The 26,148-nt window shown below is 69.5% G+C and carries 30 protein-coding genes; 19 read left to right on the top strand and 11 right to left on the bottom strand.

The window, feature by feature from the left end:
* Positions 1–63 precede the first annotated feature (63 nt).
* From H0B56_RS01370 to H0B56_RS01345, 6 genes are all read left to right on the top strand, one after another.
* On the top strand, positions 64–678 hold the full coding sequence (locus tag H0B56_RS01370; protein ID WP_343063707.1) for a macro domain-containing protein: 615 nt from the start codon (positions 64–66) through the stop codon (positions 676–678).
* Between the two features lie 50 nt (positions 679–728).
* Positions 729–1,403, top strand: a complete 675-nt coding sequence (locus H0B56_RS01365) for a hypothetical protein (protein WP_180891083.1) — start codon at positions 729–731, stop codon at positions 1,401–1,403.
* A gap of 161 nt (positions 1,404–1,564) precedes the next feature.
* Complete coding sequence (coaA, locus tag H0B56_RS01360; RefSeq protein WP_089299590.1) at positions 1,565–2,497, top strand: type I pantothenate kinase; 933 nt, start codon at positions 1,565–1,567, stop codon at positions 2,495–2,497.
* A gap of 104 nt (positions 2,498–2,601) precedes the next feature.
* Positions 2,602–3,435 (top strand): alpha/beta hydrolase, encoded by an 834-nt coding sequence (locus tag H0B56_RS01355; protein WP_180891082.1) that lies wholly within the window; start codon positions 2,602–2,604, stop codon positions 3,433–3,435.
* A 149-nt stretch (positions 3,436–3,584) separates the two neighbouring features.
* Positions 3,585–3,740, top strand: coding sequence for a hypothetical protein (locus H0B56_RS01350; protein WP_180891081.1), 156 nt, complete (start codon positions 3,585–3,587; stop codon positions 3,738–3,740).
* 238 nt (positions 3,741–3,978) lie between these two features.
* Positions 3,979–4,416, top strand: coding sequence for a hypothetical protein (locus tag H0B56_RS01345; protein ID WP_180891080.1), 438 nt, complete (start codon positions 3,979–3,981; stop codon positions 4,414–4,416).
* Between the two features lie 10 nt (positions 4,417–4,426).
* On the opposite strand, the gene H0B56_RS01340 is transcribed toward H0B56_RS01345, so the two are convergent.
* A complete protein-coding gene (locus tag H0B56_RS01340; protein WP_180891079.1) occupies positions 4,427–5,074 on the bottom strand; it encodes a hypothetical protein in 648 nt (215 codons plus the stop codon).
* 223 nt (positions 5,075–5,297) lie between these two features.
* On the opposite strand from H0B56_RS01340, the gene H0B56_RS01335 reads away from it, so the two are divergent.
* The 5 genes from H0B56_RS01335 (at position 5,298) to H0B56_RS01315 (ending at position 10,088) form a co-directional block, all read left to right on the top strand.
* On the top strand, positions 5,298–5,990 hold the full coding sequence (locus H0B56_RS01335; RefSeq protein ID WP_180891078.1) for a thiaminase II/PqqC family protein: 693 nt from the start codon (positions 5,298–5,300) through the stop codon (positions 5,988–5,990).
* Positions 5,987–6,673 carry a thiaminase II gene (gene tenA, locus H0B56_RS01330; RefSeq protein ID WP_180891077.1) on the top strand — a complete coding sequence of 229 codons (687 nt, stop codon included), beginning with the start codon at positions 5,987–5,989 and terminating at the stop codon, positions 6,671–6,673. Before H0B56_RS01335 ends, tenA begins: the two co-directional genes overlap by 4 nt.
* A 41-nt stretch (positions 6,674–6,714) precedes the next feature.
* Entirely contained in the window at positions 6,715–7,395 is a 681-nt protein-coding gene (locus H0B56_RS01325) for a RibD family protein (RefSeq protein ID WP_180891076.1), read from the top strand.
* A complete protein-coding gene (locus tag H0B56_RS01320; protein ID WP_246360768.1) occupies positions 7,385–7,864 on the top strand; it encodes a deaminase in 480 nt (159 codons plus the stop codon). Before H0B56_RS01325 ends, H0B56_RS01320 begins: the two co-directional genes overlap by 11 nt.
* Positions 7,865–8,000: 136 nt before the next feature.
* Positions 8,001–10,088, top strand: coding sequence for a phage holin family protein (locus H0B56_RS01315; RefSeq protein WP_180891075.1), 2,088 nt, complete (start codon positions 8,001–8,003; stop codon positions 10,086–10,088).
* A gap of 55 nt (positions 10,089–10,143) precedes the next feature.
* Here the strand turns inward: H0B56_RS01315 and H0B56_RS01310 are convergent, their stop codons facing one another.
* The 4 genes from H0B56_RS01310 to H0B56_RS01295 all read right to left on the bottom strand — a co-directional run bounded on the left by H0B56_RS01310 (position 10,144) and on the right by H0B56_RS01295 (position 12,425).
* A complete protein-coding gene (locus H0B56_RS01310) occupies positions 10,144–10,947 on the bottom strand; it encodes a methyltransferase domain-containing protein (RefSeq protein WP_180891074.1) in 804 nt (267 codons plus the stop codon).
* Entirely contained in the window at positions 10,944–11,174 is a 231-nt protein-coding gene (locus tag H0B56_RS01305; protein ID WP_180891073.1) for an anti-sigma factor family protein, read from the bottom strand. Before H0B56_RS01305 ends, H0B56_RS01310 begins: the two co-directional genes overlap by 4 nt.
* Positions 11,171–11,758, bottom strand: coding sequence for an RNA polymerase sigma factor (locus H0B56_RS01300; protein ID WP_219632077.1), 588 nt, complete (start codon positions 11,756–11,758; stop codon positions 11,171–11,173). Before H0B56_RS01300 ends, H0B56_RS01305 begins: the two co-directional genes overlap by 4 nt.
* A 100-nt stretch (positions 11,759–11,858) precedes the next feature.
* Positions 11,859–12,425 (bottom strand): OsmC family protein, encoded by a 567-nt coding sequence (locus H0B56_RS01295; protein WP_180891071.1) that lies wholly within the window; start codon positions 12,423–12,425, stop codon positions 11,859–11,861.
* A gap of 143 nt (positions 12,426–12,568) precedes the next feature.
* Here H0B56_RS01295 and H0B56_RS01290 point away from each other — a divergent pair, with 143 nt between their 5' ends.
* Positions 12,569–13,342 carry a methyltransferase domain-containing protein gene (locus H0B56_RS01290; RefSeq protein WP_180891070.1) on the top strand — a complete coding sequence of 258 codons (774 nt, stop codon included), beginning with the start codon at positions 12,569–12,571 and terminating at the stop codon, positions 13,340–13,342.
* 75 nt (positions 13,343–13,417) lie between these two features.
* Here H0B56_RS01290 and H0B56_RS01285 read toward each other — a convergent pair whose 3' ends face one another.
* Positions 13,418–14,878, bottom strand: a complete 1,461-nt coding sequence (locus H0B56_RS01285; RefSeq protein ID WP_180891069.1) for an alpha/beta hydrolase family protein — start codon at positions 14,876–14,878, stop codon at positions 13,418–13,420.
* A 78-nt stretch (positions 14,879–14,956) separates the two neighbouring features.
* Between H0B56_RS01285 and H0B56_RS01280 the strand changes: the two genes are divergently transcribed.
* Entirely contained in the window at positions 14,957–16,006 is a 1,050-nt protein-coding gene (locus H0B56_RS01280) for an SEC-C domain-containing protein (protein ID WP_180891068.1), read from the top strand.
* Between the two features lie 41 nt (positions 16,007–16,047).
* Here H0B56_RS01280 and H0B56_RS01275 read toward each other — a convergent pair whose 3' ends face one another.
* The 4 genes from H0B56_RS01275 to H0B56_RS01260 form a co-directional block, all read right to left on the bottom strand.
* Entirely contained in the window at positions 16,048–17,016 is a 969-nt protein-coding gene (locus tag H0B56_RS01275; RefSeq protein WP_180891067.1) for a siderophore-interacting protein, read from the bottom strand.
* 134 nt (positions 17,017–17,150) lie between these two features.
* Complete coding sequence (locus H0B56_RS01270) at positions 17,151–17,894, bottom strand: gamma-glutamylcyclotransferase family protein (protein ID WP_180891066.1); 744 nt, start codon at positions 17,892–17,894, stop codon at positions 17,151–17,153.
* Positions 17,895–18,075: 181 nt separating this feature from the next.
* Complete coding sequence (locus H0B56_RS01265; protein ID WP_180891065.1) at positions 18,076–18,609, bottom strand: XdhC family protein; 534 nt, start codon at positions 18,607–18,609, stop codon at positions 18,076–18,078.
* A gap of 27 nt (positions 18,610–18,636) precedes the next feature.
* Positions 18,637–19,743 (bottom strand): hypothetical protein, encoded by a 1,107-nt coding sequence (locus H0B56_RS01260; protein ID WP_180891064.1) that lies wholly within the window; start codon positions 19,741–19,743, stop codon positions 18,637–18,639.
* Between the two features lie 87 nt (positions 19,744–19,830).
* On the opposite strand from H0B56_RS01260, the gene H0B56_RS01255 reads away from it, so the two are divergent.
* The 3 genes from H0B56_RS01255 to H0B56_RS01245 all read left to right on the top strand — a co-directional run bounded on the left by H0B56_RS01255 (position 19,831) and on the right by H0B56_RS01245 (position 22,024).
* Positions 19,831–20,736, top strand: a complete 906-nt coding sequence (locus H0B56_RS01255; RefSeq protein WP_180891063.1) for an aminoglycoside phosphotransferase family protein — start codon at positions 19,831–19,833, stop codon at positions 20,734–20,736.
* A gap of 105 nt (positions 20,737–20,841) precedes the next feature.
* Positions 20,842–21,513 carry a J domain-containing protein gene (locus H0B56_RS01250; RefSeq protein WP_180891062.1) on the top strand — a complete coding sequence of 224 codons (672 nt, stop codon included), beginning with the start codon at positions 20,842–20,844 and terminating at the stop codon, positions 21,511–21,513.
* Positions 21,514–21,595: 82 nt separating this feature from the next.
* Complete coding sequence (locus H0B56_RS01245; protein ID WP_180891061.1) at positions 21,596–22,024, top strand: DUF6292 family protein; 429 nt, start codon at positions 21,596–21,598, stop codon at positions 22,022–22,024.
* Positions 22,025–22,131: 107 nt separating this feature from the next.
* Here the strand turns inward: H0B56_RS01245 and H0B56_RS01240 are convergent, their stop codons facing one another.
* Positions 22,132–22,335 (bottom strand): cold-shock protein, encoded by a 204-nt coding sequence (locus tag H0B56_RS01240; RefSeq protein WP_180891060.1) that lies wholly within the window; start codon positions 22,333–22,335, stop codon positions 22,132–22,134.
* 731 nt (positions 22,336–23,066) lie between these two features.
* Between H0B56_RS01240 and H0B56_RS01235 the strand changes: the two genes are divergently transcribed.
* From H0B56_RS01235 to H0B56_RS01225, 3 genes are all read left to right on the top strand, one after another.
* Complete coding sequence (locus H0B56_RS01235; RefSeq protein WP_180891059.1) at positions 23,067–24,101, top strand: fatty acid desaturase family protein; 1,035 nt, start codon at positions 23,067–23,069, stop codon at positions 24,099–24,101.
* A gap of 145 nt (positions 24,102–24,246) precedes the next feature.
* Positions 24,247–25,182 (top strand): NADP-dependent oxidoreductase, encoded by a 936-nt coding sequence (locus H0B56_RS01230; protein WP_180891058.1) that lies wholly within the window; start codon positions 24,247–24,249, stop codon positions 25,180–25,182.
* Between the two features lie 160 nt (positions 25,183–25,342).
* Positions 25,343–26,119: a potassium channel family protein gene (locus H0B56_RS01225; RefSeq protein WP_180891057.1), complete on the top strand. Its 777-nt coding sequence runs from the start codon at positions 25,343–25,345 to the stop codon at positions 26,117–26,119.
* Positions 26,120–26,148: the final 29 nt, after the last annotated feature.

Raw genomic sequence — 26,148 nt, 5'->3', positions numbered from 1 at the left:
TCACTCAGATGCCGGATGGGCGCGTCGGTTAACCTACTCTGGCTTCTTTGTCACACTAAGGATGTGACCACCGAATCGGGTACAGCCCGCAGTGGCTCGACGGCGCCGACGACGCAGCACACGCCGGAAGTGGTGCTGTGTTCGGTGGATGATGCTCTCACCGAGGCATGGCACACGGTCGCCGAATCAGCAGGTGACAGCGTCCGGGTGCACCACGGTTCCGTGCTCGACGTGCATGCCGACGCCGTGGTCAGTCCCGCGAACTCCTACGGATGGATGCGCGGCGGCATCGACAGTGTCTACGCTCGCGCGTTTCCCGGCGTCGAGCAGCACGTACGCAATGCGATCCTCAGCTATCACGGCGGTGAGCTCCCGGTCGGCCAGGCTGTCGCCGCGCAGACCGGCGAACCGATGCCCAAGTGGCTGATCTGCGCACCGACCGTGCGCGAGCCCGGTGAGCAGCTGCCCACGGACACGGTCCACCCGTACCTGGCAGCGCGTGCCGTGTTCGAGTTCTGGCGCACCGGCGACGTCGAGCTCGATGTCCCGGCGCGCGAAGCCATCGACGTCATCGCTATGCCGGGGCTCGGAACCGGCGTCGGCGGGGTGGAGCCGCTCAACTGTGCCCGGCACGTCTCCGCGGCCTGGAGTGACTGCTTCGGGCAGCGCTCCGCCTGACACACCTACACTGCGGGCACACCATGTCCGGCCCGCTTAGGATGCTGTCGATGACGACGTCCGGACGATCGGCACGCAAGACCCGGGCAGAACGGGTCGAACGGCAGCTCGCGCTGCCTGTGGTCCTCGCAGCCGTGGTGTCGGTCCCGGCCGTGTTCCTGGCCATGGGTGACGGACTCACCGCCCAGGTCGGCACCGTTCTCAACTGGGCGTCGATGTGCGTGCTCGTCGGCGAGTCACTGATTCTGATGCTGCTCAGCGGGGACATCCTCGACTGGGTTCGTAACCACAAGTGGACCGTGGGGATCACGTTACTGACCGTCCCGGCCGTCATCTTCGTGATCGGCCCCGTGCAGATCCTGCGGGTGATCCTGGCCATCGGCGCGCTGCGCATCCTGCGCGTCGGCCGGATCCTGCGGGCGGGCCGAGTGCTGCACGAGAAGGCCCAGTTGACCACGTGGCCACGCAGGATCGTCTTCACGGCGGTCACCGTGCTCGCCGCGGCCTTCGTCGCCGTCGTCCTCACCGACCCCACCTCGGGCAGCAGGCAGATCGCCGAGTGGATCCTCGACCGGTTCGGTGTGGTGACCGCCACCGTGCTCACGGTGCTGGCCGCTGCGATCCTGGCAGCGGGCACCCTGATCGTGCTGCGCTACCGGGGCACCGACCTGCCGGGCCCGCTCGGTGACGACTCCGACCGGGACGAGAACGGGGAGGAGCAGTGATCGGCGGCGCCCGAACCCGCTGGCGGTGCGGGCGGGGCCGGCGGAAACTAGAAATGTCGGTGGATTAGGTCACAGCGCATGCCCACACGGCGCCGCTTACTGTTTACATCTTATTTCGTGGCTATTGCCCGTCCTGCACCTTGGACCTGAGGAGTCAAGCGATGGCGAAGGTCCGGGAACTCACCCCGTATGTCGAGCTCGCGCGTGAGCAGTGGCGGGAGCTACGCAGGTCGACGCCACTGCCGCTGACCGCAGAGGAGCTCGTGCGGCTCCGCGGTCTCGGTGAGCAGATCGACCTCGCCGAAGTCGCCGACGTGTACCTTCCGCTGTCGCGGCTGATCAATCTCCAGGTCGCCGCGCGTCAGCAACTCTACGAGGTGACCACGACATTCCTCGGCGAGTACACGCGCGGCACCAAGGTGCCGTTCGTCATCGGTATCGCGGGCAGCGTGGCGGTTGGCAAGTCGACAACGGCGCGGATCCTGCGCACGCTGCTCGCGCGGTGGCCGGACCATCCGAGCGTGGACCTGGTGACCACGGACGGCTTCCTCTACCCGAGGGAAGAACTGATCCGCCGCGGGATCATGCACCGGAAGGGCTTTCCGGAAAGCTACGACCGCCGTGCGCTGCTGCGTTTCATCACCGACGTGAAGTCCGGCGCGAACGAGGTCAGTGCCCCGGTCTACTCGCACAAGCTCTACGACCGCGTCGAGGGCGAGGAGCACGTGGTGCGCCAGCCGGACATCCTGATCCTCGAGGGGCTGAACGTCCTGCAGCCGCATCCCCGGCTGGCGGTGTCGGACCTGTTCGACTTCTCGATCTATGTGGACGCGCATACCGAGGACATCCGGCGCTGGTACATCGAGCGGTTCCTCACGCTGCGCGACACCGCCTTCGCCGATCCCGAGTCGCACTTCCATCACCTGGCCGGGCTCAGCGACGAGGACGCCCGATCCGAGGCGCAGCACCTGTGGTCGACGATCAACGAGCCCAACCTGGTGGACAACATCCTGCCCACCCGGCCGCGCGCCACCCTGGTGCTACGCAAGGACTCGGACCACTCGATCAACCGCGTCCGCCTCCGCAAGCTCTAAGGTCGGGCTGAATGACGCCGTCAGTCCACCAGCGGGACCGAAAGCGTCATTCAACCACCCGTAAGGAGTGAAAGCGTCATTCAGCGTTGACCGGGTGAGGCAGGATGCGGACTGTGTTCAGCATTGCCATCGTGGGCGCGACCGTGCTCGGACTCGCCGTGGGAGCCGGCTACGTGTTTCAACGCAACCTCATCTACCTCCCCACTCCCGGTCCCCTGCCTGCCGCGTCCGACGTGCTCCCCGGCGGGCAGGATGTCACGCTGCACACCGCCGACGGGTTGGAGCTGTCGGCGTGGTTCTTCCCGGCGGGTGGCAGGCAGGACCACGATCCGCAAGCTCCCGCCGTCCTGGTCGCTCCCGGCAACGGCGGTAACCGGTCGATGCGCGTCCCACTCGCCGAGCAGCTGACCCGGCGCGGTATGTCGGTGTTGCTGATGGACTACCGCGGCTACGCGGCCAACGAGGGCAAACCGAGCGAGGACGGCCTGGCGCGGGACGTACGGGCGGCGCGCGGGTACCTGGTCGAGCAGGCGCGAGTGCGCCAGGACCGGCTGCTGTACTTCGGTGAGAGCCTGGGCTGTGGTGTGGTCAGCGAGCTGGCCACCGAACACCCGCCGGCGGGGATGGTGCTGCGCTCCCCGTTCAGCGAGCTGGCCGAGACTGCCGCGCACCACTACCCGTTCCTGCCGGTGCGAACGCTGCTCAAGGATCGCTACCCGGTGGTGGACAACGTTCGTGCGCTGTCCGCTACACCTGTGCGCGTCGTGTACGGAGACGCCGACTCGATCATCCCTCCCGAGCAGAGCCGCGCGGTCGCCGAGGCTGCCGGTACCGAACCGGTCGTGGTCGGCGGCGCCGACCACAACGACCGCGTGTTGCTCCACGGAACCGCGGTCGTCCAGACTGTGCGTGAACTCGCGCAAAGCGCAACCTCGTAGTGGAATGTACGGTTTGACTAGATTACCTCCGTGTCATTGTTCCATTCGAGTGACGCGAGCGCGGCAGTTCCAACCAGTTGGCCTATGGCACCGCGAACCCGTCGCGGTCAGCCTGGGACTGACATACCCCAAGCGCAGGGAGCACATGAATGTTCACCACTGTCGCGACGTGGGTGGGGGCTCTACTCGGTATCGCCATCCTGATAGCCATGGCGGTCGGCGCAGTCGCCATCGACTTCGATGCCTTGCGTAAGCCGCGCAAGGGCATCCGGCGCCGGAAGAACTCCACCACCCCCTCGGCCTGATCCTCACCGATCCCGCCACACCCCACCGGGACGATCGGCACCGAGCGGCTCGACACGGCGTACGGAGACTTCCAGGCACGATCGAGGGCATGCTTTCCGCCGCGGCAGCGCGCACGGTGGCGATCGCGCTCGTGTCCTCGCTACCTCTGCCGTGGCAGGACGTCAGGACGCACGCCATGACGATCAACGCGGCTAGGATCGGAACTCCACGACACCCACGGGCGCAGGAGCACCGACAGTGCCGGACAACGACTCGTTCCCCATCCCGGAAGGCACGCCCCCGCCCGAGCTACGGGGCAGCGCCACCGTGGTGAAACGAGCGGCCAAGCTGAAGCGCAAGCTCGGCTACGACCCGCTGGACCCCGAAGTCATCGAACGGGCACGGGAGCGCAAGCGGCAGTGGGCGAAGCTGCTCTCCCGCCAGGTAGCACTCGCCGTGCTGTCCGGCGCGGTCACCATCCTCCTCCTCGCGCATCACCTCGTCGGCGTGGTCGGTGAGCGCCCCGTGGACGGCGACGACTTCGCGCTGCTGCTCGGGGTGACCGTGATCGTGTTCCTCGTCTGCGGCCTGTCCGTGATCAAGATCGTGGCCATCGTCCGGCATCGCCATGCCGAACTCGGACATTTCTTCGCAGCACATCGCGAGCTCGACGAGCTCTACCGCCGGGGGTCGTAGCGATCCCGCCTCAGGGGTCGGGTGGCGATCCGTACTGCCCCAGCCCGGCGCCGTCGTCGCCGTCCGGTTCGCCGCCGGACCCGTTCGCGGTGTCCGCCTCCGAAGCCCTGCGAGCGGCCCGTCGCCGGAGGAACACCAGCAACGTGGTCATCCCCGCCAGGAACGCACCGAGGCCCGCCGAGCCGACGGCCCCGAACACCAGCGCCTCGGCGGTGAACACCGAGGCGTCCGGCCCGACACCGAACACGGCATCGCTGTCGGAGGAGCACGAGACCGCATACTCCCCTGCCGGGACGCTCGTGCTGCTGCGCAGGACGACCTGCCACGCCGTGTCGTCGAACGTCACCGTCTCGGTACTGGCGACAGGATCAAGCGGGACTTCCTGGCCGTCCGGGTCCTCGACCTCGCAACCACCATCCAGGAACGCCTTATCGGTGTAGATCGTCATGCCCGCGCGGTCGAGTTCCACCGGCTCGGTCTCGCCGGATGCGACCTGTCCCTCGATCGACGGGTAGGTAGCGTTGGCACGCCAACCGAGCGCGCCACCGGCGACGAGCCCTATGACGAGGAGGCCTGCGGCGACGATGTACCAGTACCGCCTCGGTCGCAGGACCTGCCGATCCGGGGTTCGCGTGGCACCGGGAGGGTCTGCGTTCACGCCTCGAGGCTATCGGGCCGGTTCACCGGGAGGGCACGGTCGGGGGCCTGAGCCGGTCCCTGCCGCCGTCACGGCCAAGCAATGAGGGAGCCGAAGGTGACATTGGTTCCATAGAAGGAGCCAAACGTGACATTCGGCTCCCACCCTGGGCCGATGGGTGGGTCGCGAGGGGCGCGTTGTGTCGCGTAGACAGAACACAGGCACCGGAAGGAATGGAGCAGCGATGAGCGAACCGTCTGGTACGACTGCCCGCGAGCTGTTCGACGAGGCGCGACGTGAGCTCGCCGAGTCCGACGCCGCCATCCGCGAGCACCCCTTCCTCGATCGCTTGCGCGCCGGGGAGATCTCCCGGCACCAGCTCCGGGCCCTCGCCGGGGAACAGCATGTGATCGTCTCCAGCGATCGCAGGAGCTTCGCGCAGCTGGCCACCCGGTTCTCCAGCGGGCTCGCAGGCGAGTTCTTCCTGACCATGGCAGAAGGGGAAGGCGCGGCGCTCGGCAAGCTCGGGACGTTCGCGGACTGGCTCGGGATGAGCAGCGGTGACTTCCGCATGCACGAACCGCGTCCCGAGGCACAGGCATACCCGTCGTACGTCTCGTGGCTGGCGTTGAACGGGAGCCGGGCCGAAGTCGCTCTCGCGTTCCTCACCAACCTCGCCGCCTGGGGCGCGAACTGCGCTCAGGTCGCTGCCGCGCTGCGCTCCGCGTACAGCGCGCCCGAGGACGTCGTCGGGTTCTTCGAGTTCTTCGCAACCCCGCCGCCAGACTTCGAGTCACAGGCGCTCGCCGTTGTCGATGAGGGCCTCGCCTGCGGCGACTCCCCGCTGCGCGCACGCAGGGCTGCCCGCCTGCTGCAGGCCTACGAGCTGATGTTCTGGGACGCCTGTAACGACCGACCGAAGGGAGACGGCCAATGACTGGGCTGAGCGAGGAGCTACGCGCGAGCGCCGACGAGATCTGGCAGGCCCAGCACAACCACCCCTTCGTGCGAGGCATCGGCGACGGGACCCTCGACAAGGAGCGGTTCCGCTTCTGGATCCGCCAGGACTACCTCTTCCTCATCGAGTTCTCCCGCGTGCTCGCGCTGGCCACAGCCCGCGCACCTGACCTGGAGACGATGGGCCAGTTCTCCAACCTCGTCCACGAAACGCTGCACCAGGAGATGTCGCTGCACCGCTCGTACTGCACCGACATCGGTATCGACCCGGCCGACCTTGAGCGCGAGCGGATGGCCCCCACCACGCGCGGTTACACCGACTTCATGCTGCGTACCGCAGCCATCGGCGACTTCGCCGAGCTGCTGGCCGCACTGTTGCCGTGCATGTGGGGGTTCAGCGAGATCGGCAGGGGCCTTGCCGAGCGGGGCGCTCCCGACGACGGCGACTACGCTCGCTGGATCGAGATGTACGCGTCCTCCGAGTTCACCGAGCTGGTGGACTGGCTGCGTACACTGACCGACGGCATCGGCGCTGAGCTGCCGGAGTCCGGCCGTAGCCGGGTCCGGGACGTTTTCCTCAGCAGCAGCCGGTACGAGCTGGCCTTCTGGGAAATGGCCTGGTCGCGGGAACAGTGGCCGGGCTCGTACGGCCAAGGGGCGTAGGCTCGGGCTCGCGGTTGCCCCGGAAGGAGAATCCACGCCTCATGAGCCCCCGCCCGTACGTCGTGCTCTCGGCCGCATCCTCGCTGGACGGCTACATCGACGACACCGGCGACACACGCCTCGTACTGTCCAATGAGGAGGACCTCGACCGGGTCGACGGCGTCCGCGCGGAAGCCGACGCGATCCTGGTGGGTGCGCACACCGTCCGCAGCGACGACCCGCGGCTACTGGTGCGCTCCCCGCAGCGCAGGCAGCGGCGGCTCGAGGCGGGACGCCAGGAGAACCCCACCAAGGTGACCGTCACCAGCAGCGGCGACCTCGACCCCACAGCCCGGTTCTTCACCACCGGCGCCTGCGACAAGCTCGTCTACACCGCCGCGGGACCGGAGGCCGACCGCCTGCGCGACACGCTCGGTGGGCTGGCCACCGTTGTCGAGGCCGGTGAGCCCGTCGACCTGTCCCTGGTCCTCGCGGATCTGTCCGCGCGGGGGATCGAGCGGCTACTCGTGGAGGGCGGCACGCGGATACTCACCCAGTTCCTCGACACCGGAGCCGCCGACGAGCTGCACCTGGTGTACGCGCCGATGTTCCTCGGCGATCCCGGAGCGCCGCGCCTGCCGGAACCCGGCCCCACGGCCACGGGCCTGCTACGGCTGGCCGAGACGAGGACAATGGGAGACGCAGTACTCCTGCGTTATGTGATCGGGCGAGATGATGACTGAGCACACCGCGCGTACCGCTACCGAGTCCGACCTCGTGCTACTGCGCCGCGCCATCGACCTGGCGCGGCACTGCCCACCCGGAACGACGTTCTCGGTGGGCAGCGTCATCGCGGACGCCGGAGGCGAGGTACTCGCCACCGGCCATTCCCGTGAAGGGGACGCGCACGATCACGCGGAGGAGGCAGCGCTGGCCAAGGTCCCGGCGACCGACAGCCGGCTGAGCGGGGCGACCATCTACAGCTCGCTCGAACCCTGCAGCACCCGAGCGTCCCGCCCGGCCAGCTGCACACGGCTCATACTCGACGCCGGGATCCCCCGCGTCGTGTTCGCCTGGCGGGAGCCGGACGTGTTCGTCGACTGCGAGGGCGCCGAGCTGCTTGCCGCTGCGGGACGCGAGGTGATCGAGGTGCCCGAGCTGGCACACCTGGTACGGCGGATGAACTCCTACCTTCCCGGCGTCGAGGAATGAGCCGGGCGCGCGAGGGTCTCTGGCACGGCTCGGGTCACGCGCACCGCCGTGCGGCCGGTGCCGGCCGCGACCGGAGTCGCCGACCTGGCACAGCCGGTATCGCGACCGGTTTCCTGAGAGGGGCGGGAAGTACTGGATGAACACGCGCGGGGCACGGGGCAGGCTCATCCGCGGCGGGCGTTCGCTGACCCGCGCGCTGCTTGTCTGGCTGGCCGTCACCGGCGCGCTGTACGTGCTCCAGGCACTGCTGCCGGGGTTCGCGATGGACCAGTGGTGGCAGCCGACGGTGAGCGCATTGCTGCTCGGCGTGCTCGTGGCCGGGGTGTGGCCCGCCGTGATGCGGGTGGCGCTTCCCGTGGTGTTCCATACCCTCGGGTTGGCCAGCTTCCTGCTGCTCGGCGCGGCGACACTCGTCGCCTTCTACGCCGTGCCCGGCGTGCACATCGCCGACCTGCACACCGCGATGATCGTGGTCATCGCCATATCCGCGGTGGGAGGGGCGGTCAGCAGCCTGCTGGCGATCGACGAGGACGAGATCTTCTTCCGCCGCGCGGCGTGGCGCAGCAAGCGGTCCCGTCCCGTCGGCGACGACGAGCCGCCCGGCATACTGTTCCTGCAGGTCGACGGGCTGAGCTACCAGGTGGCACGGCGAGCCATCCGGGACGGCAACATGCCCACTCTCGCGCAGTGGCTGGACGAGGGCACCCACACGTTGACCTCCTGGCACACCGACTGGAGCGCCCAGACCGGCGCGAGCATGTGCGGGATCCTGCACGGGTCCAATCACGACATTCCCGGTTACCGCTGGTACGAGAAGGAGCGCGGCCGGGTGATGACCTGTTCGAGCCCCCGCGCCGCCACCGAGATCGAACGCCGCAACTCCGACGGCAGCGGCCTGCTGTCCGTGGACGGCGCCAGCCGGGGAAACATGTTCACCGGTGACGCCTCCCGCGCCAGCCTCACGATCAGCTCGGTGGCGCTGCTACTGCCGAAAGGTCTGCGCCGCGCGGGCACCGACCGGATCGGTGCCGGCTACTACGCCTACTTCGCCAATCCCCTCAACGCGGTACGTACCGTGGCTTCCGCCGCCGCCGAGGTCTGCCGCGAGGTCATGGCCGCGGCAGGGCAGCGCAGGGCGAACGTGCGGCCCCGGGTGGACAGGGGCGGGCTGTACCCGTTCAAGCGCGCCGGTGTCACCGTGCTCTCGCGCGATGTGGTCGCCTTCGCGGTTCTGGAGGACATCCTCGCCGGTAGGTCGGTCGTGTACGCCGACTTCGTCGGTTACGACGAGGTCGCCCACCATTCCGGGATCGAGCGTTTCGACACCCTGGCCACGTTGCGCGCGATCGACCAGCAGATCGGCAGGCTGTGGCGTGCGGCCGAGCTCGCGCCCCGGGACTACCGCATCGTGCTGCTGTCCGATCACGGGCAGACCCAGGGCTGGGCTTTCTCCGATCGCTTCGGCGAATCGATCGCCGCGTTGGTCGCGAGGCTGTGCGACAGCGAGGACCGCGGACGCGGTCAGGAGCTGGACTCGCGCGACAGTGCGGAGGGATGGCAGGTCGGTGCCGCTGTCGCCGAGGCGGCGAGCCACGACGGTTTCGTCGCGCGCCGCCTGCGCTCCCGGGTCGATCGCTTGGAGTCCGGAGTGGACGTCGAAGGTGCGGCAACGGGGTCGTACGACGTGCTGACCCTCGCTTCCGGGCACCTTGCCCTCGTCTCGTTCACCGGGCGCGACGGGCGTGTGGACCTGGAGACCATCGAGCGACACTACCCCCGGCTGCTTCCCACCCTCGTCGATCATCCGGGCATCGGGTTCCTGCTGGTGCACAGCTCGGAGCTCGGCCCCGTCGTGCTCGGCAGGGACGGTGTCCACCGCCTGGCCAGCGGTGTGGTCATCGGTACGGACCCGCTGGCGGACTACGGCCCACACGCTGCCGAGCTGGTGAGCCGCGTGGACACCTTCCCGCACTGCGCCGACATCATGGTCAACAGTCGATACGACCCGGAGACCGACAACGCATCGCCGTTCGAACCGCACGTGGGATCGCACGGCGGCCTCGGCGGGCAGCAGAACCACGGTTTCCTGCTGTACCCCAAGGAGTTCGGTGAACACGGCGAGCCGGTCGGCGCCGTGGCGCTGCACCGCTTGTTCCGCCGGTGGCTGTCCGAACTGGGTCACCCGTACCCGTTGAAGGAGCCCAATGTGACCTTGGAGCTGTAGAAGGAGCCCAGTGGCACATTGGGCTCCCACCTCCGGGGTGGGTGGGGCCGACCGGTCAGCGGTCCGCGGGCAAGCCTGCGGTGAGCACGATCGAGGTGGCGACCGAGGAGTGCCGCTCGGCGGGAATCAGCTCGCGCATCAGGCGGATCACCTCGTCGGAGAACAGCGGGTACAGCGCGCAGTCGTCGATGCCCATCGGTTCCCTGCTCAGCACCTCGATGCCGGAGAAGCCTGCCCGCTCGAGCTTGGTCACGAAGTCGCCCTCCTCGAGCGCGCCCGCGACGCACCCGGCCCATGCGGCGGGTTGGGTGAGGATCTCCGCCGGAAGCTCATCCTGGGCCACCGTGAGGTCGGAGACACACAGCCGCCCGCCAGGGCGCAGCACGCGTGCGCACTCGGCCATCACCCGCGCCTTGCGCGACGCAAGGTTCACCACACCGTTGGAGATGATCACGTCGACGCTGTCCCCGGGCAGCGGGATCGCTTCCAGCTCACCATCCAGGGTGCGCACGTTGCGCAGGCCCGCCTCGGCCGCCGCAGCGGACGTGCGTTCCAGCATCTCGGGCAGAAAGTCCAGCGCGATGACGTCGCCGGTCGGACCGGTGTGCTGCGCGGCGAGGACGGTGTCGATGCCACCCCCGCTGCCGAGGTCGAGTACGGTCTCACCGGACCGGATACCGGCGTGCCGCATGTGGTTGGCCACGCCGAGCGCGCGCTGCACGGCGATCCGCGGTATCCGGGCGAGCTCCTCCGCGCTGTACAGCTTGCGCGCCACGGCCTCCGTGGTCGGCGGCACGTTCCGGTATGCCTCGCGAACGAGCTCCTTCACCTCCGCGGAGTTCATCAGGTCACGTGTCATGGCTCCAGGTCCTCCAACGTCTGCGTCAGCCGTCGCAGCACGGCGTCCGGGACATCCACCTCGCTCGCGCGCTCGAGCGTGCCGCGCAGTTCCCTGGCGAACTCGAGCTCGCCGCAGCAACGGCGGCAGCGCGCCAGGTGAGCCTCGATCGATTCGAGCTCCCGGTCACCGACAAGGCCGTCGAGGTACTCCCAGAGCTGCCTGACCGCTTCCGAGCAACTGATCATCGCGCGGCCTCCTTCAGCAGGCCGTGGTCCGTGGCGTAGGACCACATGTGCTTCTCGAAGAGCTTGCGTCCGCGATGCAGGCGGGCCAGGATCGTGCCGGTGGGCGCCTCGAGGATCTCGGCCACCTCCCTGACGAGGAATCCCTCCATGTAGACGAGGACGAGCGGGACACGATACAGCTCGGAGAGCCGCATCAGAACCGACCGCACGTCCTCGGCGGTGAACTCCTCGAGGAAGTCCAGGTGCAGCGAGTCCGAGTACGGGAACGGGTCCTCGTAGGCGATCTTGCGATACAGCGAGAACTCCTCGACGTCCTCGAAGTTGACCTCCTCCGGGCGCCTGCCCTTCGTCCGCCCGCGATCGCGACAGCAGTTGACCAGGATGCTGGCCAGCCAGGCAGGCGCCGCCGACTCGTCGTTGAGCTGCCCCAGGTTCCGGAACGCCTTGAGCAGGCAGTCCTGCACGGCATCCTCGGCGTCACTGCCGACCAGCTTGCGCGCGATGCCGTACAGGCGGGGTAGCTGCTCGCGGGCGAGCAGGCGGAATCGTTCCGCCTGCTCGGCTTCCGTATACAGCACGCCCACCTGAGTCACATCCTTGAGACGGATAGGTGACGCCCGATTGTTGCACCCGGATCCGGAGATCATTATAACGATTTGTCCGGTTCCTCATTTCTATGCCGGCTCAGTCCACGGCGAGTGTCGTGGTAACCGGCACCGCGTTGGCAAGGCAGTCCCGCACCGGCGAGGTGTCCTGCACGTACTGGCACAGCTCGGTCAGCTGGTCCCGAGTCGCGTTGGGGCTGGAGACCCTGGCCCTGGCACGGATCTCGGTGAACCCTGCCCGAGTCCCCTCGAGCCCGAGGAACGACCGGAGATCGATATCCCCTTCCACCTCGTACTCCATCGAGTCGATCTCGATGCCCCGCGCGGCCGCGTTGGCTACGTAGCCGACGGCGTAGCAGAAGCCGAGCGCTTGCAGCAGCAGCTCCACGGCGTTCGGTCCCCGGTTCTCACCGAGCAGCACCGGGGGCTCGTCGCCGGTGAGGTGGAAGGGTTCCGCACGGGACCCGTCCTCGTTCCCGGCATGCGTGAACCGTCCAATCGCACCGGTGTTGCACGTGCCGCCTTGCCACTGGCTGGATGCGCGGAACGTGAACCCGGCAACGGCCGGATCGGCCTTGACGGCTCCGATCGTCCCCAGCAGCTGGTCGACATCGATGCCATTGCGCGTCGTCACTGTCTCAGTCATGTCCTCGGGTCCTTCCCTGGTGAGTACCGATACCGGTTGGACGCCCGGCACGGCCGCCGTATTGCGATGCGCCGGTGCAATACGGCAGGGACACACGGCGTCAGCACCATCGACGACCACCGCATCCGGCCCGAGGAGTCACGATGACGTCGACAGTCAACACGCACGAGCTCGAAACGAAGGTCAAGGAGATGTACCGGTTGGTGGCCGAGGAACCACGCGGTACGTACCACTTCGAGACAGGTCGCGGGCTCGCCGAACACCTGGGGTACGAACCCGCGTTGCTGGACCGGATCCCGCCCGAGGCGGTCGAGTCCTTCGCCGGGGTCGGCCACTTTCTCGACCTCGCCGACATCCGGCCGGGACAGCGGGTGATCGACCTCGGAAGTGGGTCCGGAATGGACTCTTTCCTCGCCGCGGAGCTCACCGGAACGGCCGGCATGGTGCTCGGTGTGGACTTCACCCCGCAGCAGCTGACCAAGGCACGCCGGCTGGCCACGGCCGCGGGCATCGATCACGTCCAGTTCCGGCACGAGCGCATCGAGCGGCTCCCTGCCAAGGACGAGTCCGTGGACCGGGTCATATCCAACGGCGTCATCAACCTGTGCCCGGACAAGGCGGCCGTGTTCGCCGAGGGCGCCCGGGTGCTGCGGCCGGGCGGGAAGCTGGCCATCGCCGATATCGTCACCGAGCGGCAGCTGACCGAGACGATCGTGGGTAACGCGGACCTGTGGGCTTCCTGCATCGGCGGCGCGGCACAGCAGGACACCTACCGCGACGCGATCGAGAGCGCGGACCTGCGCGTCGAGGTACAGCGCAGGAACCCGTACCGGTTCCTGTCCGACAGCGCCCGCAATGCCATGGAGACCTTCGGGGTCAAGAGCGTCTCCCTGGTTGCCGTCAAACCCGGCGAATGACGGCAGCCGGGGGCGCGCCCCCACCACGGCCGGCCCCGGCTCCGGCCCGGACGGACCCTCCACTGCCAGGGGAGGTCAGCCCGGCGCTCGCTCGTCGGGCCGGTCGGCGTTGGCGCCCGCCCAGTCCCCCACCGGGGAGAGCCCCGCGTAGGCGCGCAGGTCCTCGGCCGCGTGCCGGTTCCCGTCCGGCCCGGTGAAGTCGAACGCTCCCGGGTACCGCGCGGAGAAGAAGTTCGCGCGCCACGGGTACTCGTCCGCACCGCCGCTGCGGCCGTCCGGTACCGGCCCGTCCAGCAGCGCTTCGGTCCCCGGCTCGCGACGTTCGGGGTCGGGGTGCAAGTGACGCTCGAACCAGGCGAGCGTGTAGTAGTCGGCCTGCCGGGTGCCGTAGGTGGTGGTGGGCAGGATGTACGGGATCTCGTTCCACTCCACGTGGGTGCCACCCCGCACGGTGATGTCGTAGACGTCCACCCCCGCATGGCGCCACCGGTCGAACGCGTCGAGATGCCCGGCGGGGTCCGGGGCTCGTGGCGCGGGCCGCGGGGTGAGGAAGTACCCGTCCGCCTGCTGGTTCATCGCAGGCACGACCGGCGTGACGTTCGCGGCCAGCCCGTCCCACGCCACCACCGCACGGATCGGGTACGGCCGCCCGCCACACAGCTCGACACTGCGCCACCGTTGACCGGAGCCGGAGCACTGCTGCACCTTCGACACCGCCCGGGCACCGAGCGAGTGCCCGGCCAGCCCCACCTCGGTCGCGTCGAGGACCTCCGCGAGCGGGTTCGACCAGTGGAGCGTGCCCTGGCCCTGGGCGCGGACCGCGTCCGCGTCGTCGTCCTCCCAGCCACCCGGCACGTAGGGGTCATCCTCCCCGGACAGCAGGAAACGCAACGCGTCGATCGTTCCCTCGTCGAAGTTCGCCTCTTGCTGCGACGGGAAGCCGTCCGGAGCCGGGACGGGGGATCCGGGGTCGTGCCCGAACCCCTCGCTGTCGCCCTGCCCCTGCGCGTCCCAGGTGAGTACCAGGTAGCCGTTGCGCGCGAGCGTACGCGCCGCCCACCAGTAACTCTGCTGCATACCCTGGATGGAACCGGGCGTGATCACCACGCCGGGATGTGGCCCCTGCTCGCCGTCCCAGAACAGGTGCCCGTGCAGCTCGGCCCCGGTCCGGGACACGAAGCTGACGTCGACCGGCCGCACGTCGTGATAGTCCTGCGGGTCGCCCACCGTCCCACCGGGGACGAGCCGCCCGAGCCCGGTGTAGACGCGCCCGTGCCGCAGGCCCTCGACCTGCCCTCCCAGGTTCTCCAGCCATGTCCGCGCCGCGAGCGGCGCCAGCGCGGCGTGGTACTCCGGGTCGGTCAGCTGTGCCCGTTGCGTCCCCCGCACGCTGGATCGAGCCACGTTGTCCGCGTCGAACTCGGCGTAGGCGGGGTCGCTGTAGTCATCGGCGGCCGCCGGTGCCGCCGGCGACGTCAGCACGAGACCGGCGACGGCGGCGGGAACCAGCGAGACGGCGCTCAGCGATCTCCGCATCCGGCCATCATGAGGCAGGAAGCTCCTCCGGGGAAGCCGCCACCCGAACATTCGTCAGCACGCGCGATAATGCTCGGCATGCCTTCCACGAACCTCGTCAGCGAGGACGAACTCGACGCGCTGGGTGCCGAGGCACTCCGGGCGGACGACCCGGGACCGATCCTGACGGAGCTGCTGGACATCATCGAGCGGGGTCGGCTCGCCGACCCCGCGAGCGAGGGCTACGCGCTGGAGCTCGCGGCGGAGATCAGCCAGTGGCAAGGTGACCTGGACACCGCGCTCGAGCTCGTCGAGCGCGCGCTGTCCGGCGCCCGGGCCTCCGGCGAGCAGCAGGGGTACCCCCGCGCGCTGCGCGCCGAGATCCTGGTTCAGCTCGGCCGCGAGGACGAGGGCATGTCCGAACTCGACGCGCTGCGGCCACTGCTGGTCACCGACCCGTCAGCGGTCGACTACCTCAGCGACACCCTCGAGGCCTGCGACCGCGCGGAGCTGGCCGAGCAGTGGCTGACCGAGGCGATGTGGGTCGTGCTCGCACGATGCCAGGACGGCGACGGCACGGACGAGGCGGGCGAGGAGTCCGCGGACGCCGCGGTGCTCGCCGCGCTGGCCCGGCATCGCCACGCCCTGCGGCGCGAGCTCGACCTGGAACCGGACGAGCTCGACGAGGTGGCGGAGGAACTCGCCGATGACGCCGACGATGCCGATGACTCCGGCGAGGTGGAGGAGCCGGAGTTGTACGGGCTGGACTCCCTGGACAGCGACGAGTTCACCCTCGTCTACTGGCCGAGGGCGGAGTTCGACCGGCTCACCGAGGAGTGGCCCGAGCTGGCGACCGTGACGGGGCCGAGCTGGGACGATCACCGGATGTGGACCGAACGCGCCCTGACTGCCTACGCGGAGCAGGGCGTTCGGCACCTCCATCTCGTCGCCGGTTCGGCCGCGGACGTGCTCGCGTTCGTCGCCGAGCGCGATGCGGCCGACGACCTGGAGCTGGTCGACGAGTACGGCGAGCTACTCGCCGAGCAGGAAGGCGGCACGAGATGGCCACCGGAGCGCGACGACGACTGCTGGTGCGGCTCCGCCTCGAGGTACGAGGACTGCTGCCTGCTGCGATCGCGGGTCGAGTGAGGACGGCGCGTAGCAGGCACCGCTCCGGATATCCGTGCCGGTTACGCGGGCTGCCCGCTCGGGTGCTCGTCCTTCCAGTACCCCATGAACGCCACCGACTTCCTCGGCACGCCGTGCTCGGCGAGCACGAGCCTGCGCAGCCGTTTGACCAGCCCGGCCTCCCCCGCGAACCAGCCGTAGAACTCCTCGCCCGGCACCTCGGTGTCGCCGTGCTCCGGCACGTCCCACAGCACCGCTGCCTCGCCCCGCGTCGGCGCGGGCTCGCACGCGCCGGGGCACCCCGCCGCCCCGCGTATCTCCCCGAGGGCCCGTGCCACCTCGGGAGCGAGCAGCGAACCGCGGGGGACCGGACCGGCCGCACGCCTGCGAGCCAGCCATCGCAGCTGGATCCCGGCAGGCGCGTGCCAGGACTGCCGGTCACGCTCGGTCGGGACCTCGAGGCACACGATGCCGCGCGCGTCCGCCGGTAGACCTTCGACGATCGCGCCGATCGCGGGCACCGCCGTCTCGTCACCGGCGAGCATGAACCGGCACGCACACTCCGGCGGGTCCCACTCACGTCCCCACATACGTCCGGACCCCGGGCGGTCCGGCCCCAGTATGCCCACGCGTTCGCCGACCCCCGCGCTTGCCGCCCAGGCCGAGGCCGGACCGCCGTGCCGCGGGCCGGAGTCGTGCAACACGAAGTCGATATCCAGCTCGCCGCGCTCCGGGCGGAAGGCCCGCACCGTATAGGTCCGCAGCACGGGGCGGACGTCTTCGGCGAGCTCCCGCCACGCCGTGTACCAGTCCACGCCCTCGGGGACCTCGGGAAGCTCGCGACCGGGCCGCGGCAGTACCAGCTTCACCCGCTGATCGGCACCGGTCGCGCCGAAGCTCCGCAAGCTGTCCCCGGCCAGCGTCACGCGCACGAAGCTGGGGCCGACGGATGCTCGGGCCGCCACCTCCACCGGGTAGAGCCGGTAGCGCGGCACCTGCCGGGTGCGTTGCTGTTCGATCGCGTGTGTCACTACGTCGTTCCCATTCAGTCAGGTGAGCCTAACCTAACTTCTATCAGATAAGGCTAGCCTACGCTAACAGTAAGGGACACGAACGCTTATCGCGCGCGGGATCGGTCACACCGTCGGGGACACTCCGGGTGCGGCTACGGCTCGCCCGTGATCTCCGTGCAGGAGAGCCCGTCCGCTGCCGCGGGCGTTCCGGCGAGGTTCACCGCCCCGTGCTGGTCCAGCTCGGTGCACCGCACCGGTCTACCGTCCACGAGCAACGGGGTCATCCCGGCTGTCGCGGCCGTGTAGGCGAGCACCGGCCCCGGTTCCGTGCCGTCATCCAGGCGGATACGCGCGGCGTCGTCGTTCAGGCGTACCAGGCGGTAGCGGTTACCGCGTCCCTCGCACTGATCCAGCACGCGGCGCTGCTCGGCCGTGGCGAACCAGACGGCGTGCTGCTCGACCACACCCGGCGCGGCCATGAGCACGGCAGGCCGCTGCCCGTCCCGGGGGCGGTGGCCCGCCGACCACGCCGCCGCCACACCTGTGCACTCCGCGCGCAGCACAACGGCCGGTCCGGTCAGCCCGAGCCGGGAACGCAACCAGGTGATCTTCTCGGGACACACGTTCGACCCGTACGCCAGCACGGGGTAGCGCGCGCCCAGCGGATCGGACCCGCGCTCGGCCAACCACGTGTTCAGGCAGGGCTCCCCGGCGGTCCCGGTGCCCACTCGCCAACCGGACGGCGCGGTGCTGTCCGGGCGCAGCGGGTACCCGGTCCGCCCGAGATGCACGAACGAGCAGTCGGGGCGGGCACCCGGGTAGGGGTGCTCGGGGTAGTCGGAGTCGGGGAACGGAGCCAGGGACGGCGCGGCCGGACGCAGGCTGGGTACGGTCATAGCCCGTCCAGCGTCTCCGACTCCGCTCGCATACGCTGCGACCTACGTCACACCCGGGCGCTGATTGCCGGTGGAGTTGTTCACACGCCCGCGCGGCGCGCCTCCTGCCCCTGAGGGGTTCGCCGCCACCCGCCGCAGGTCACCAGCGACGTCCGGGGACGGGCACGGGATACACACCGACCTACGCGTGAGCCTCCCGGCGCCCGAGAAAACCCGCATCCGTGCCGTTGCGGTCGGCCAGCAACCCGGCGATCGTGGCGACAGCGATCTCCGGCGGGGTCCGGGAACCGATGTTCAACCCGATCGGCCGGTGTACCCGGTCGATCTCGGCCTGCGGCACATCGAGCTCGCGCAGGGCAGCGACGTGCGGCCCCTCATGCCGGGGATTGCCCAGTACGCCGACCCACCGCACGGGCTGCGCGAGCACGTCCCGCAGGACCGTGCCGAGCTCACCACGGTGGTGGTCGGTGACCACCACGTCGGTGTTCTCGTCCAGGCCGCTGGCCGTGGACGTGACCGGCGGCGCGGCACCGTCCGTCTCGCGGGCCCGTTCCGCGTCCGGTTCCAGGAGCGCCACCCGGAAACCCACGTCGCGCGCGTAACGCAGCAGGTAGCGCGCGACGGGTGAGGCGAACACCGCCACCAGCGCCCGGTCCGTGCCCGGCGCCGCCCGTTCTCCGTGCGCCACCGCGCAGGTATCGCTCTCGTCGGTCATGCAACCAGTGTGGACAACGGCGCGCGATCAGTCACGGCCGCGCGGCTTACGATCCTCCGGCCGGTCGGGCAGCACGGAGCCGGTCAGCACCCGTGGGCGCGGTCCCGACCACGGGGCGGGTGGTGCGTGCAACCACGCGGCGAGCCCGTGGACGACCTCCTCGTAGTTGACCCGCCAGCCACGGAAGTGCGGCCACGCCTCCTCGGCGGTGCGTTCGGCCGGGAACCCCACGGCGCGCAACCGCCGCACCGCCTCGCCGAACTCCGCGCGGGTAAGCCGGATGTCGTCGTCGGGGTCGGGGTCCGGGTCGTGGTCGATCCCGAGCACATCGGCGACGGCACGCAACGCCATGAAACCGGTGCGCAGGGTCAGCCGGGCCGATACCGGTGCGGTGCCGGGGCGCAGCGCGTGCTCGAGCGCGGCAGCGTCCAGCACGGCCAGCAGCGACGTCAGCCACGACCGGTCCGGGTGCGGGGAGCGGAACGCGGCCAGGATCGGGTAGCTGGTGTGCGTCTCACCGACGTCGGCGGCCCAGGACTCCCACGCCGCGTACAGCTCCGGCATGTCCGCGAGCGTTCCGTCGCGCGCGGCCCTGGCCAGCAGCTCCACACCCCAGGCAGGGCTGCTCGCCCGGGTTTCCAGCAGGCTGACCAGTTGCTCACGCTGGTTGAAGGCGCTGTAGAGGGTGGGGAGGTAGCCGATGAGCAGCGCGACGACGATCAGGCCTGCCAGCACGGCCGACATCGACGCGAGGCGGACAGCGCCGCCGTCCCCCGCGGTGTCCAGCCCGAGTACCGACGCGGTCATGGCGGACAGCATCTCCGGCACCGCGACGTCGGTCCACGGCTGGGCGAGCAGCGCGTGCGCCAGCGCGAGCAGCGCCAGCCACACCACGAGCAATGCCAGCAGGCTCACCGGCGGTTGCATGGCCAGGATGCGGTCCTTGGCGCGGAACGTCCGCCACGGCCAGGCCGCGGCGACGAACAGCAGACGCACGGCGGCGATCACGCCCTCGGCCAGCCTCGACGGGGTCGCGCGCGGCACGACCAGCGTCCACAGCACGCTGAGCACCGTAGCCACCAGCAACGCCGCGCCCACGACGAAAGCGGCAGCTGGCAACGCGGCGTCTGTCATGGCGAGGCGGCAGCCTACCAGCGTCCCGCGCGGCACGCGGTGTCGCGCGGGACGCCCGGGACGTCCCCGGGGTGGCATCGTGACCGCGTGGACTTCTCCTCGGACGCGCTCGACGCCACACGCTCGCGCCTGTACGCACGCTTCGGCGAGCGGGTACTGCCGTGGTGGCGGCAGCTACCCGGCACGCTTGGCGAGCTGGCCACGCGCTGGGACCTGGTGCTGGACGGTGCCGTGGCACGCGGGAACACGTCGCTTGTCGTGCGCTGCTCGCGGGGTGGCGTCCGGCGGGCGATACTCAAGCTGACCCCGGACGTAGGCATCGTCGGGGCCGAGGCGTTCGCCCTGCGGAGCTGGCAGGCATCGGGCCGGGTCCCGAAGGTCTGGGAGTACGACGCCGCGAACGGCGCGTTGCTCCTGGAGGCCATCCCGACCGAGACCCCGGTGGCAGAGGCAGCGGACGCCGTGCCGCTTCGCGAGATCGCCTGCCTCATCACGGCCCTGCACAGCACCGGTCGCCCGATCGTCGGGTCCGGCGTCGTACCGCTCGCCCAGCGTGTCGAGTTCATCGTCAACCGGGGGATCGAGCGGCACCGGCCCGGTACCGCGGGCGCGCATGCCGTTCCCACGGGGCGCCTGGAACGCGGCGCGGAGCTGGCACGGGACCTGGCCGCGGGCAGCGAGCCCCCGGCCCTGCTGCACGGGGACCTGCAGCCCGGCAACGTCCTGCCCGGGGGTGCCGCGCGCGGTGCCGTCGCGATCGACCCGCGTCCGTGCGCGGGTGACCGCGCGTTCGACGCGGTCGACTGGGTGCTGTGGCAGGCTGCCCCGGAGGACTGGCCCGCGCGGTGCCGGGAGCTGGCCGCGGCTCTGCAGGTGGATCGTCACCGGCTATGGCAGTGGTGCGCCGCATTCGCAGGGATCCTCGCGGCGAACGCCGCGGAACGCGGCGACCCGCCGGGGAAGGTCGACGCGCTGCTGGCCATCGCGCCATGACCGCACACGGCACCGGGTGAGCCTCGACATCACGTGCCGGTTCGGCTACACCGGTCCGGAAGGCACCGGGATCCGGCACCCGGCGTGGGGAGTGAAACGACGATCATGGATGACAGCACCGCACGCCGCATCCTCGGGGTGGGCCCGCACGCCTCGCTCCGGCAGGCGCGCAAGGCCTACATGCAGCGTGCCAAGATGGTGCACCCCGATCGGTACGCGCACGCCGAGCCTCCGGCCCAGCGCGAGGCGCAGCGGGCCATGGCCGAGCTGAACGAGGCCTGGCGCACGATCCGGCTCGGGCCACCCGCGCGGCCAAGGGTCGATCATGAACCGGCACGTGAACCGGACCGGGCGGAGCCACCGCGACCTCGCGGATGCGAGATCTGCGGCCACATCCCGGCGAACCGCATCGACATCCGCTCCCTCACCGGGCTGCTCCTCATCCACCGGTCCGAGCGGTACGCCGGTGTGCTGTGCCGCGGCTGCGGGACCGCGCTGTGGCGCGATGTGCAGGCGCAGACGCTCACCCTGGGCTGGTGGGGGGTACTCGCGGTGTTCGTCAACCTCGCTGTGCTTGTGAACAACGGTTCGTACTTGCGCACGCTCAGCGGGATGGAATGGCCGACCGACCGTGTAGCGGGGACCGAGGCGCCGCTCTCGGAGCCGATGCCGGCGACGAGGAAGGTCACCGCGCGCGTGCTGCCGTGGGTAGCCACGGTCACCGCCGCGTTCGTCGTCGCGCTGCTGGTGATGCTGCTGGCCCGGAACGCACCGTGAACCGGGTACGGGTTCGTCACCGGCGAGGGCGGTGATCCAACGCCGCCGTGCCGGGCTGGAGACGTGGCTTATCGTGAGACGTATGGATGCCGACGCCGACACCACCGATGATCTGAGTCGCGGGCTCGCCGCCTACGTACACGCGGTCGCCACAGCACTCGACGTCCCCGTCGAGGGCACGACCTGCGAAGTCAGCGATACGGCGACGGCATACCTGGCCCTGGCGACGCGGCTGGCGAGCTACCCCGAACACGACCTGATGCTGGTGTGGAGCGAGCAACACGGCTGGGAAGCCGCCGTGGAGACCGAGCCCGGCGTCGTGACGGAAGTCATCGCCTACTTCGGCGACGAACCGCTCCCCGAACCCGAACAGGTCCTCGCCTTCGTACGAGCGATCGTCGAGGGGCGTGACTGGGGCGGCTCGCGACCGGCGTTCAGTACCGTCGACAATCGCCACGAGCTCGCCGCGCGATCGTCCCGATACATCACCGGCCGGAACTCCTATTCGTGAGCCGGACGTGCGACCGGGCTGAAAGTTGAAATACGCCGAGGGTTACAAATACGCCGAGGGGCGCTCACCGCATGCGGTGAGCGCCCCTCGGACCGGGCTAGAGGTCGTCAGATGACGGCCACGCCGGTAGCCTGCGGGCCCCTGCTGGTCTGACCGATCTCGAACTCGACGCGCGCGTCGTCGTCCAAGCTACGGAAGCCACTGCCTTGAATTTCCGAGTAGTGCACGAAGACGTCGCTGCCGCCGTCATCGGGGGCGATGAAACCGAACCCCTTGTCGGAGTTGAACCATTTCACGGTGCCCTGAGTCATGAGAATCTCTCCAAAATATATAAAAAACTGACGAGGTAACGACATTTACTACCTCGGGTCCCGCGCGCGGTTTGGAATCTCGGAGAGAACTCCTACTACGCCCGCTCACATTCTTGCGGGCGCGCATGAACACGAACACAAAAACGATCGAACCACCTACAGCGGAGCACACCAGCACCCCCGCCGTCAAGCCGGCCACGCGGGCCGGCCACAGCGACCCGGCGAACGGACCCGCCCGCCGGGACCTGCCGACGGGGCCCGGTAGCGGAAGCCGCGCCTTGGGAGTAACGTGGGTGATGTCGGGGCAGATCGACCCTATCGCTACCGCACCTGATTCAGCCGGTGCGGAACTCGTACGGGGCCGCACGGCCACCGACCAGCCGCTGAAGGCGGCTCACGCCTCCCTCGCGGTATACATCGCACTTTGCCATCCACCACTAAGGTTCTTCATTGCCGACGTATCAATCCCGTGCCCACACGCGCTACGCGAGCCGTGTACAGCCCGTAGAGTTCAGTCACCTGATCAGCGGCGAAGAGGCCGGATTCCCAGCAGGTGCGGCCAGCGTCCGCGCACTGCGTTCACCACAGTTCATCGCGCCGCTTGCGGCACCCGCGCGCTGAGCATCGTCTCCATACCGTCCCTGAGCCTGGTGCGCGGGGGAGCCGGCGGGGTGCCCCGTCGAGCACATCGGAACCGACTCACACATCAGGGGTAGGTCAATATCGTTACCATGCACGCGCCCGAGACCGGCGGCACGACCGGTGGCGGCTTCGCGGCCCTGGCTCGTGAAATCCGCGCAGCCGGACTGCTCCGCCGCCGGTACGGGTACTACACCATCAAGATCATCGGAAACCTGCTCGCGTTCGCGGGCGCATGGGTCGCGTTCGCGTTCGTCGGCGACAGCTGGTGGCAGCTGTTCATCGCCGCCCTGCTGGCGGTCACGTTCGCACAGCTCGCGTTCGTCGGCCACGACGCGGGACACAAGCAGATCCTCCAGGGGCGTCGTTCCAATGACATCCTCGGGACAGTCCATGGCGGACTGATCGGCATGAGCTACGAGACATGGATGAGCTCGCACAACCGCCATCACGCCAATCCCAACCACGAGGACCACGATCCCGACATCAACAGCGCGGCACTTGCCTTCACCCAGAAGCAAGCCGGGCTGAAGAACGGGATCCTCCGGTGGGTCGCCCGGAACCAGGCATGGCTCTTCTTCCCGATGCTCGTTCTCGAGGGGATCAACCTGCATGCCGGCGGCGCCCGCGCCGTGATCCGCGGCGACGTCAAGGCCCGCCGCCTGGAGGGGGCGTTACTGCTCACCCACACGGTTCTCTACCTTGCCGCTGTCTTCCTCGTACTGTCCCCGGGTATCGCGGTCGTGTTCATCGTCGTCCACCAGGGACTGTGGGGTATCTATATGGGCTGCGCCTTCGCGCCCAACCACAAGGGCATGCCCACCATGAACGGCGAAGGCAAGGTCGACTTCCTGCGCAAGCAGGTCCTGACGTCACGCAACATCCGTGGCGGGAAGGTCGTCGACTTCGTGCTCGGCGGGCTCAACTACCAGATCGAGCACCACCTGTTCCCCAGGATGCCGCGCCCGAACCTGCGGCACGCTCAACCCATCGTGCAGCGCTTCTGCGATGCGCACGGGATCCCCTACAGCCAGACGACAATGCTGCGCTCCTACCGCCACGTCCTGGAGCACCTGCACGAGATGGGCGCACCGCTGCGGGAACAGCACGCGCGGGCGACCGCCTGAGTGGCCAGCCCTCGAGGAGAACAATCCATTCAGGACGTTTAACCACGTCGTCCGGTGCGGCAGGCATGGTTCTCGTGCCGGGGCTCACAACGCACCGGTGCGGCTGACGGGAATAGGCGTCCGGCGCGACACCGTTGTACCGGCCATGGAAGCTGTCGTGATCAACGAGTTCGGAGAAGCAGACGTACTGTCCCCACAGACGGTCGAGGATCCCGTGGTGGGACCGGACGCGGTGCTGGTCGAGGTGCGGGCCGCCGGGGTGAACCCGGTGGACTGGAAGATCCGCCGCGGTTACCTGCAGGGCGCGCTACCGCATCACTTCCCGCTCATCCCCGGGTGGGATGTCGCCGGGATCGTACGCGCGGCAGGACCCGCCGTGACCGGCTACCGGGAAGGTGACGAGGTCGTCGGGTACGTCCGCAAGGACCACGTGCAGAACGGCACCTACGCCGAGCTGGTGGCTGCCCCGGATCGCACGCTGGCGCACAAACCGGCCACCCGAGGGTTCGCCGAGGCCGCGGGGCTCCCGCTGGCCGGTCTCACGGCGCTGCAGCTGCTCCGTGCCGTCCGGGTCGGCGAGGGCGACGTCGTCCTGGTGCATGCCGCGGCCGGTGGCGTCGGGCATCTCGCCGTTCAGCTCGCGCACGCACTCGGAGCGTCCCGAGTCATCGGCACGGCCTCACCGGGCAACCACGATTTCCTTCGGCAGCTCGGCGCCGAGCCGGTCACGTACGGGGACGGGTTGGCCGACCGGGTCGCCGAGCTCGTCGGCGGTGACGGCAAGGTCGACGCGGCGCTGGACTTCATCGGCGGGCAGGCACTCGCGGACTCCCCCGGCCTCGTCCGGGACACCGCACGGCACGGCACGGTCGTGGACGCACGGACCGCCGGTGAGCAGGGCGGCCAGTACGTCTTCGTGCGACCGGACTCCGCGGGTCTCGCCTGGTTGAGCCGGCTCATGGACGAAGGCAAGCTCGCCGTCGAGGTCCAGCGAAGCTACCCGCTCAAGCAGGCGGCCGATGCGCACCGGCTGGTGGAGGACGGCCACGTCCGCGGCAAGGTCGTGCTGACCGTCGGCTGAGTACCTGGCGAGGACCGGCGCGGTGCAGTAACCGGCGCCCGCCTCGCCCGTATCGCGCACTCGTCCCCCGGCATGCCGGGCGTCGCCGTGCCGGGGGACGTAAGCTGCCCGTTCGATACCTTGGGTGCGCCCGCGTACGGCACATGGAGGAAGCGCGCCCATGACGGATCGGCTCAGCAGATACGAAGCCCGCACGACCTCGGTCCTGCTCGCCCTGGCGCTGGCCTTCATCGTCGTCTATGGCGTCCCGGTGATCCGGCCGGATCTCCCGGAGGCACTGCGCACCGCGTTCGCGGTCGCCAACTGGGCCATCTGGGCCGCCTTCGCGCTCGATCTGATCATCCGCACCAGCCTGTCCGACAACCGCCTGCTGTACCTGGCCCAACACCCCGTCGACGTGCTCGTGGTGCTGGTGCCGGCATTGCGCATGCTTCGCGTGCTGCGTGCGTTCACGGCCGCCCAGGTACTGATCACCCGCAGCGGCCAGCTGTCGCTGCTGCGTACGACGCAGGCGATCGCGCTGGCCACGTCGTTGCTCGTGTTCATCGGAGCGCTCGCGCTCCTGGACGCCGAGCGCGGCGCGCCCGGCAGCACGGTCGAGAATCTCGGCGACGCGCTGTGGTGGAGCCTGGTCACCGTCACCACGGTGGGCTACGGCGACGTCGTGCCCGTGACAGGAATGGGCCGCGTCGTGGCGGCCGGGCTCATGCTGGTCGGCATCTCCCTGCTCGGTGTCGTTACCGCCATGGTGGCGTCCTGGTTCCTCGGCCACAACCGCTCGGCGCTGGAGGAGCAGGGCAGCGCCCAGCGAGAGTCCTCGGCGCAGCTGGAGGAGAAGGTCGCCGACCTGGAACAGCGCCTGGAGGACATCCACGGACTGCTCGTCCAGCAACGAACGGGTACCGCGCCGCCATCACAAGTCGATAAGTCGACTTAACGTCGAGTCTGTCTGCGGCGGCAGCGCCA

Source organism: Haloechinothrix aidingensis, from assembly GCF_013450155.1.
GTDB lineage: Bacteria > Actinomycetota > Actinomycetes > Mycobacteriales > Pseudonocardiaceae > Haloechinothrix > Haloechinothrix aidingensis.
The sequence above is the reverse complement of the archived record's forward strand: the minus strand, read 5'-3'. Positions and strand labels throughout refer to the sequence as shown.

What these genes read in the sequence shown, in the direction of transcription:
- H0B56_RS01365 (WP_180891083.1), top strand. Translation starts at nt 729, where the DNA reads ATGACGACGTCCGGACGATCGGCACGCAAGACCCGGGCAGAACGGGTC.
- coaA (WP_089299590.1), top strand. Translation starts at nt 1,565, where the DNA reads ATGGCGAAGGTCCGGGAACTCACCCCGTATGTCGAGCTCGCGCGTGAG.
- H0B56_RS01355 (WP_180891082.1), top strand. Translation starts at nt 2,602, where the DNA reads ATGCGGACTGTGTTCAGCATTGCCATCGTGGGCGCGACCGTGCTCGGA.
- H0B56_RS01350 (WP_180891081.1), top strand. Translation starts at nt 3,585, where the DNA reads ATGTTCACCACTGTCGCGACGTGGGTGGGGGCTCTACTCGGTATCGCC.
- H0B56_RS01335 (WP_180891078.1), top strand. Translation starts at nt 5,298, where the DNA reads ATGAGCGAACCGTCTGGTACGACTGCCCGCGAGCTGTTCGACGAGGCG.
- tenA (WP_180891077.1), top strand. Translation starts at nt 5,987, where the DNA reads ATGACTGGGCTGAGCGAGGAGCTACGCGCGAGCGCCGACGAGATCTGG.
- H0B56_RS01325 (WP_180891076.1), top strand. Translation starts at nt 6,715, where the DNA reads ATGAGCCCCCGCCCGTACGTCGTGCTCTCGGCCGCATCCTCGCTGGAC.
- H0B56_RS01320 (WP_246360768.1), top strand. Translation starts at nt 7,385, where the DNA reads ATGATGACTGAGCACACCGCGCGTACCGCTACCGAGTCCGACCTCGTG.
- H0B56_RS01315 (WP_180891075.1), top strand. Translation starts at nt 8,001, where the DNA reads ATGAACACGCGCGGGGCACGGGGCAGGCTCATCCGCGGCGGGCGTTCG.
- H0B56_RS01310 (WP_180891074.1), bottom strand. Translation starts at nt 10,947, where the DNA reads ATGACACGTGACCTGATGAACTCCGCGGAGGTGAAGGAGCTCGTTCGC.
- H0B56_RS01305 (WP_180891073.1), bottom strand. Translation starts at nt 11,174, where the DNA reads ATGATCAGTTGCTCGGAAGCGGTCAGGCAGCTCTGGGAGTACCTCGAC.
- H0B56_RS01295 (WP_180891071.1), bottom strand. Translation starts at nt 12,425, where the DNA reads ATGACTGAGACAGTGACGACGCGCAATGGCATCGATGTCGACCAGCTG.
- H0B56_RS01290 (WP_180891070.1), top strand. Translation starts at nt 12,569, where the DNA reads ATGACGTCGACAGTCAACACGCACGAGCTCGAAACGAAGGTCAAGGAG.
- H0B56_RS01285 (WP_180891069.1), bottom strand. Translation starts at nt 14,878, where the DNA reads ATGCGGAGATCGCTGAGCGCCGTCTCGCTGGTTCCCGCCGCCGTCGCC.
- H0B56_RS01280 (WP_180891068.1), top strand. Translation starts at nt 14,957, where the DNA reads ATGCCTTCCACGAACCTCGTCAGCGAGGACGAACTCGACGCGCTGGGT.
- H0B56_RS01270 (WP_180891066.1), bottom strand. Translation starts at nt 17,894, where the DNA reads ATGACCGTACCCAGCCTGCGTCCGGCCGCGCCGTCCCTGGCTCCGTTC.
- H0B56_RS01265 (WP_180891065.1), bottom strand. Translation starts at nt 18,609, where the DNA reads ATGACCGACGAGAGCGATACCTGCGCGGTGGCGCACGGAGAACGGGCG.
- H0B56_RS01260 (WP_180891064.1), bottom strand. Translation starts at nt 19,743, where the DNA reads ATGACAGACGCCGCGTTGCCAGCTGCCGCTTTCGTCGTGGGCGCGGCG.
- H0B56_RS01250 (WP_180891062.1), top strand. Translation starts at nt 20,842, where the DNA reads ATGGATGACAGCACCGCACGCCGCATCCTCGGGGTGGGCCCGCACGCC.
- H0B56_RS01245 (WP_180891061.1), top strand. Translation starts at nt 21,596, where the DNA reads ATGGATGCCGACGCCGACACCACCGATGATCTGAGTCGCGGGCTCGCC.
- H0B56_RS01240 (WP_180891060.1), bottom strand. Translation starts at nt 22,335, where the DNA reads ATGACTCAGGGCACCGTGAAATGGTTCAACTCCGACAAGGGGTTCGGT.
- H0B56_RS01235 (WP_180891059.1), top strand. Translation starts at nt 23,067, where the DNA reads ATGCACGCGCCCGAGACCGGCGGCACGACCGGTGGCGGCTTCGCGGCC.
- H0B56_RS01230 (WP_180891058.1), top strand. Translation starts at nt 24,247, where the DNA reads ATGGAAGCTGTCGTGATCAACGAGTTCGGAGAAGCAGACGTACTGTCC.
- H0B56_RS01225 (WP_180891057.1), top strand. Translation starts at nt 25,343, where the DNA reads ATGACGGATCGGCTCAGCAGATACGAAGCCCGCACGACCTCGGTCCTG.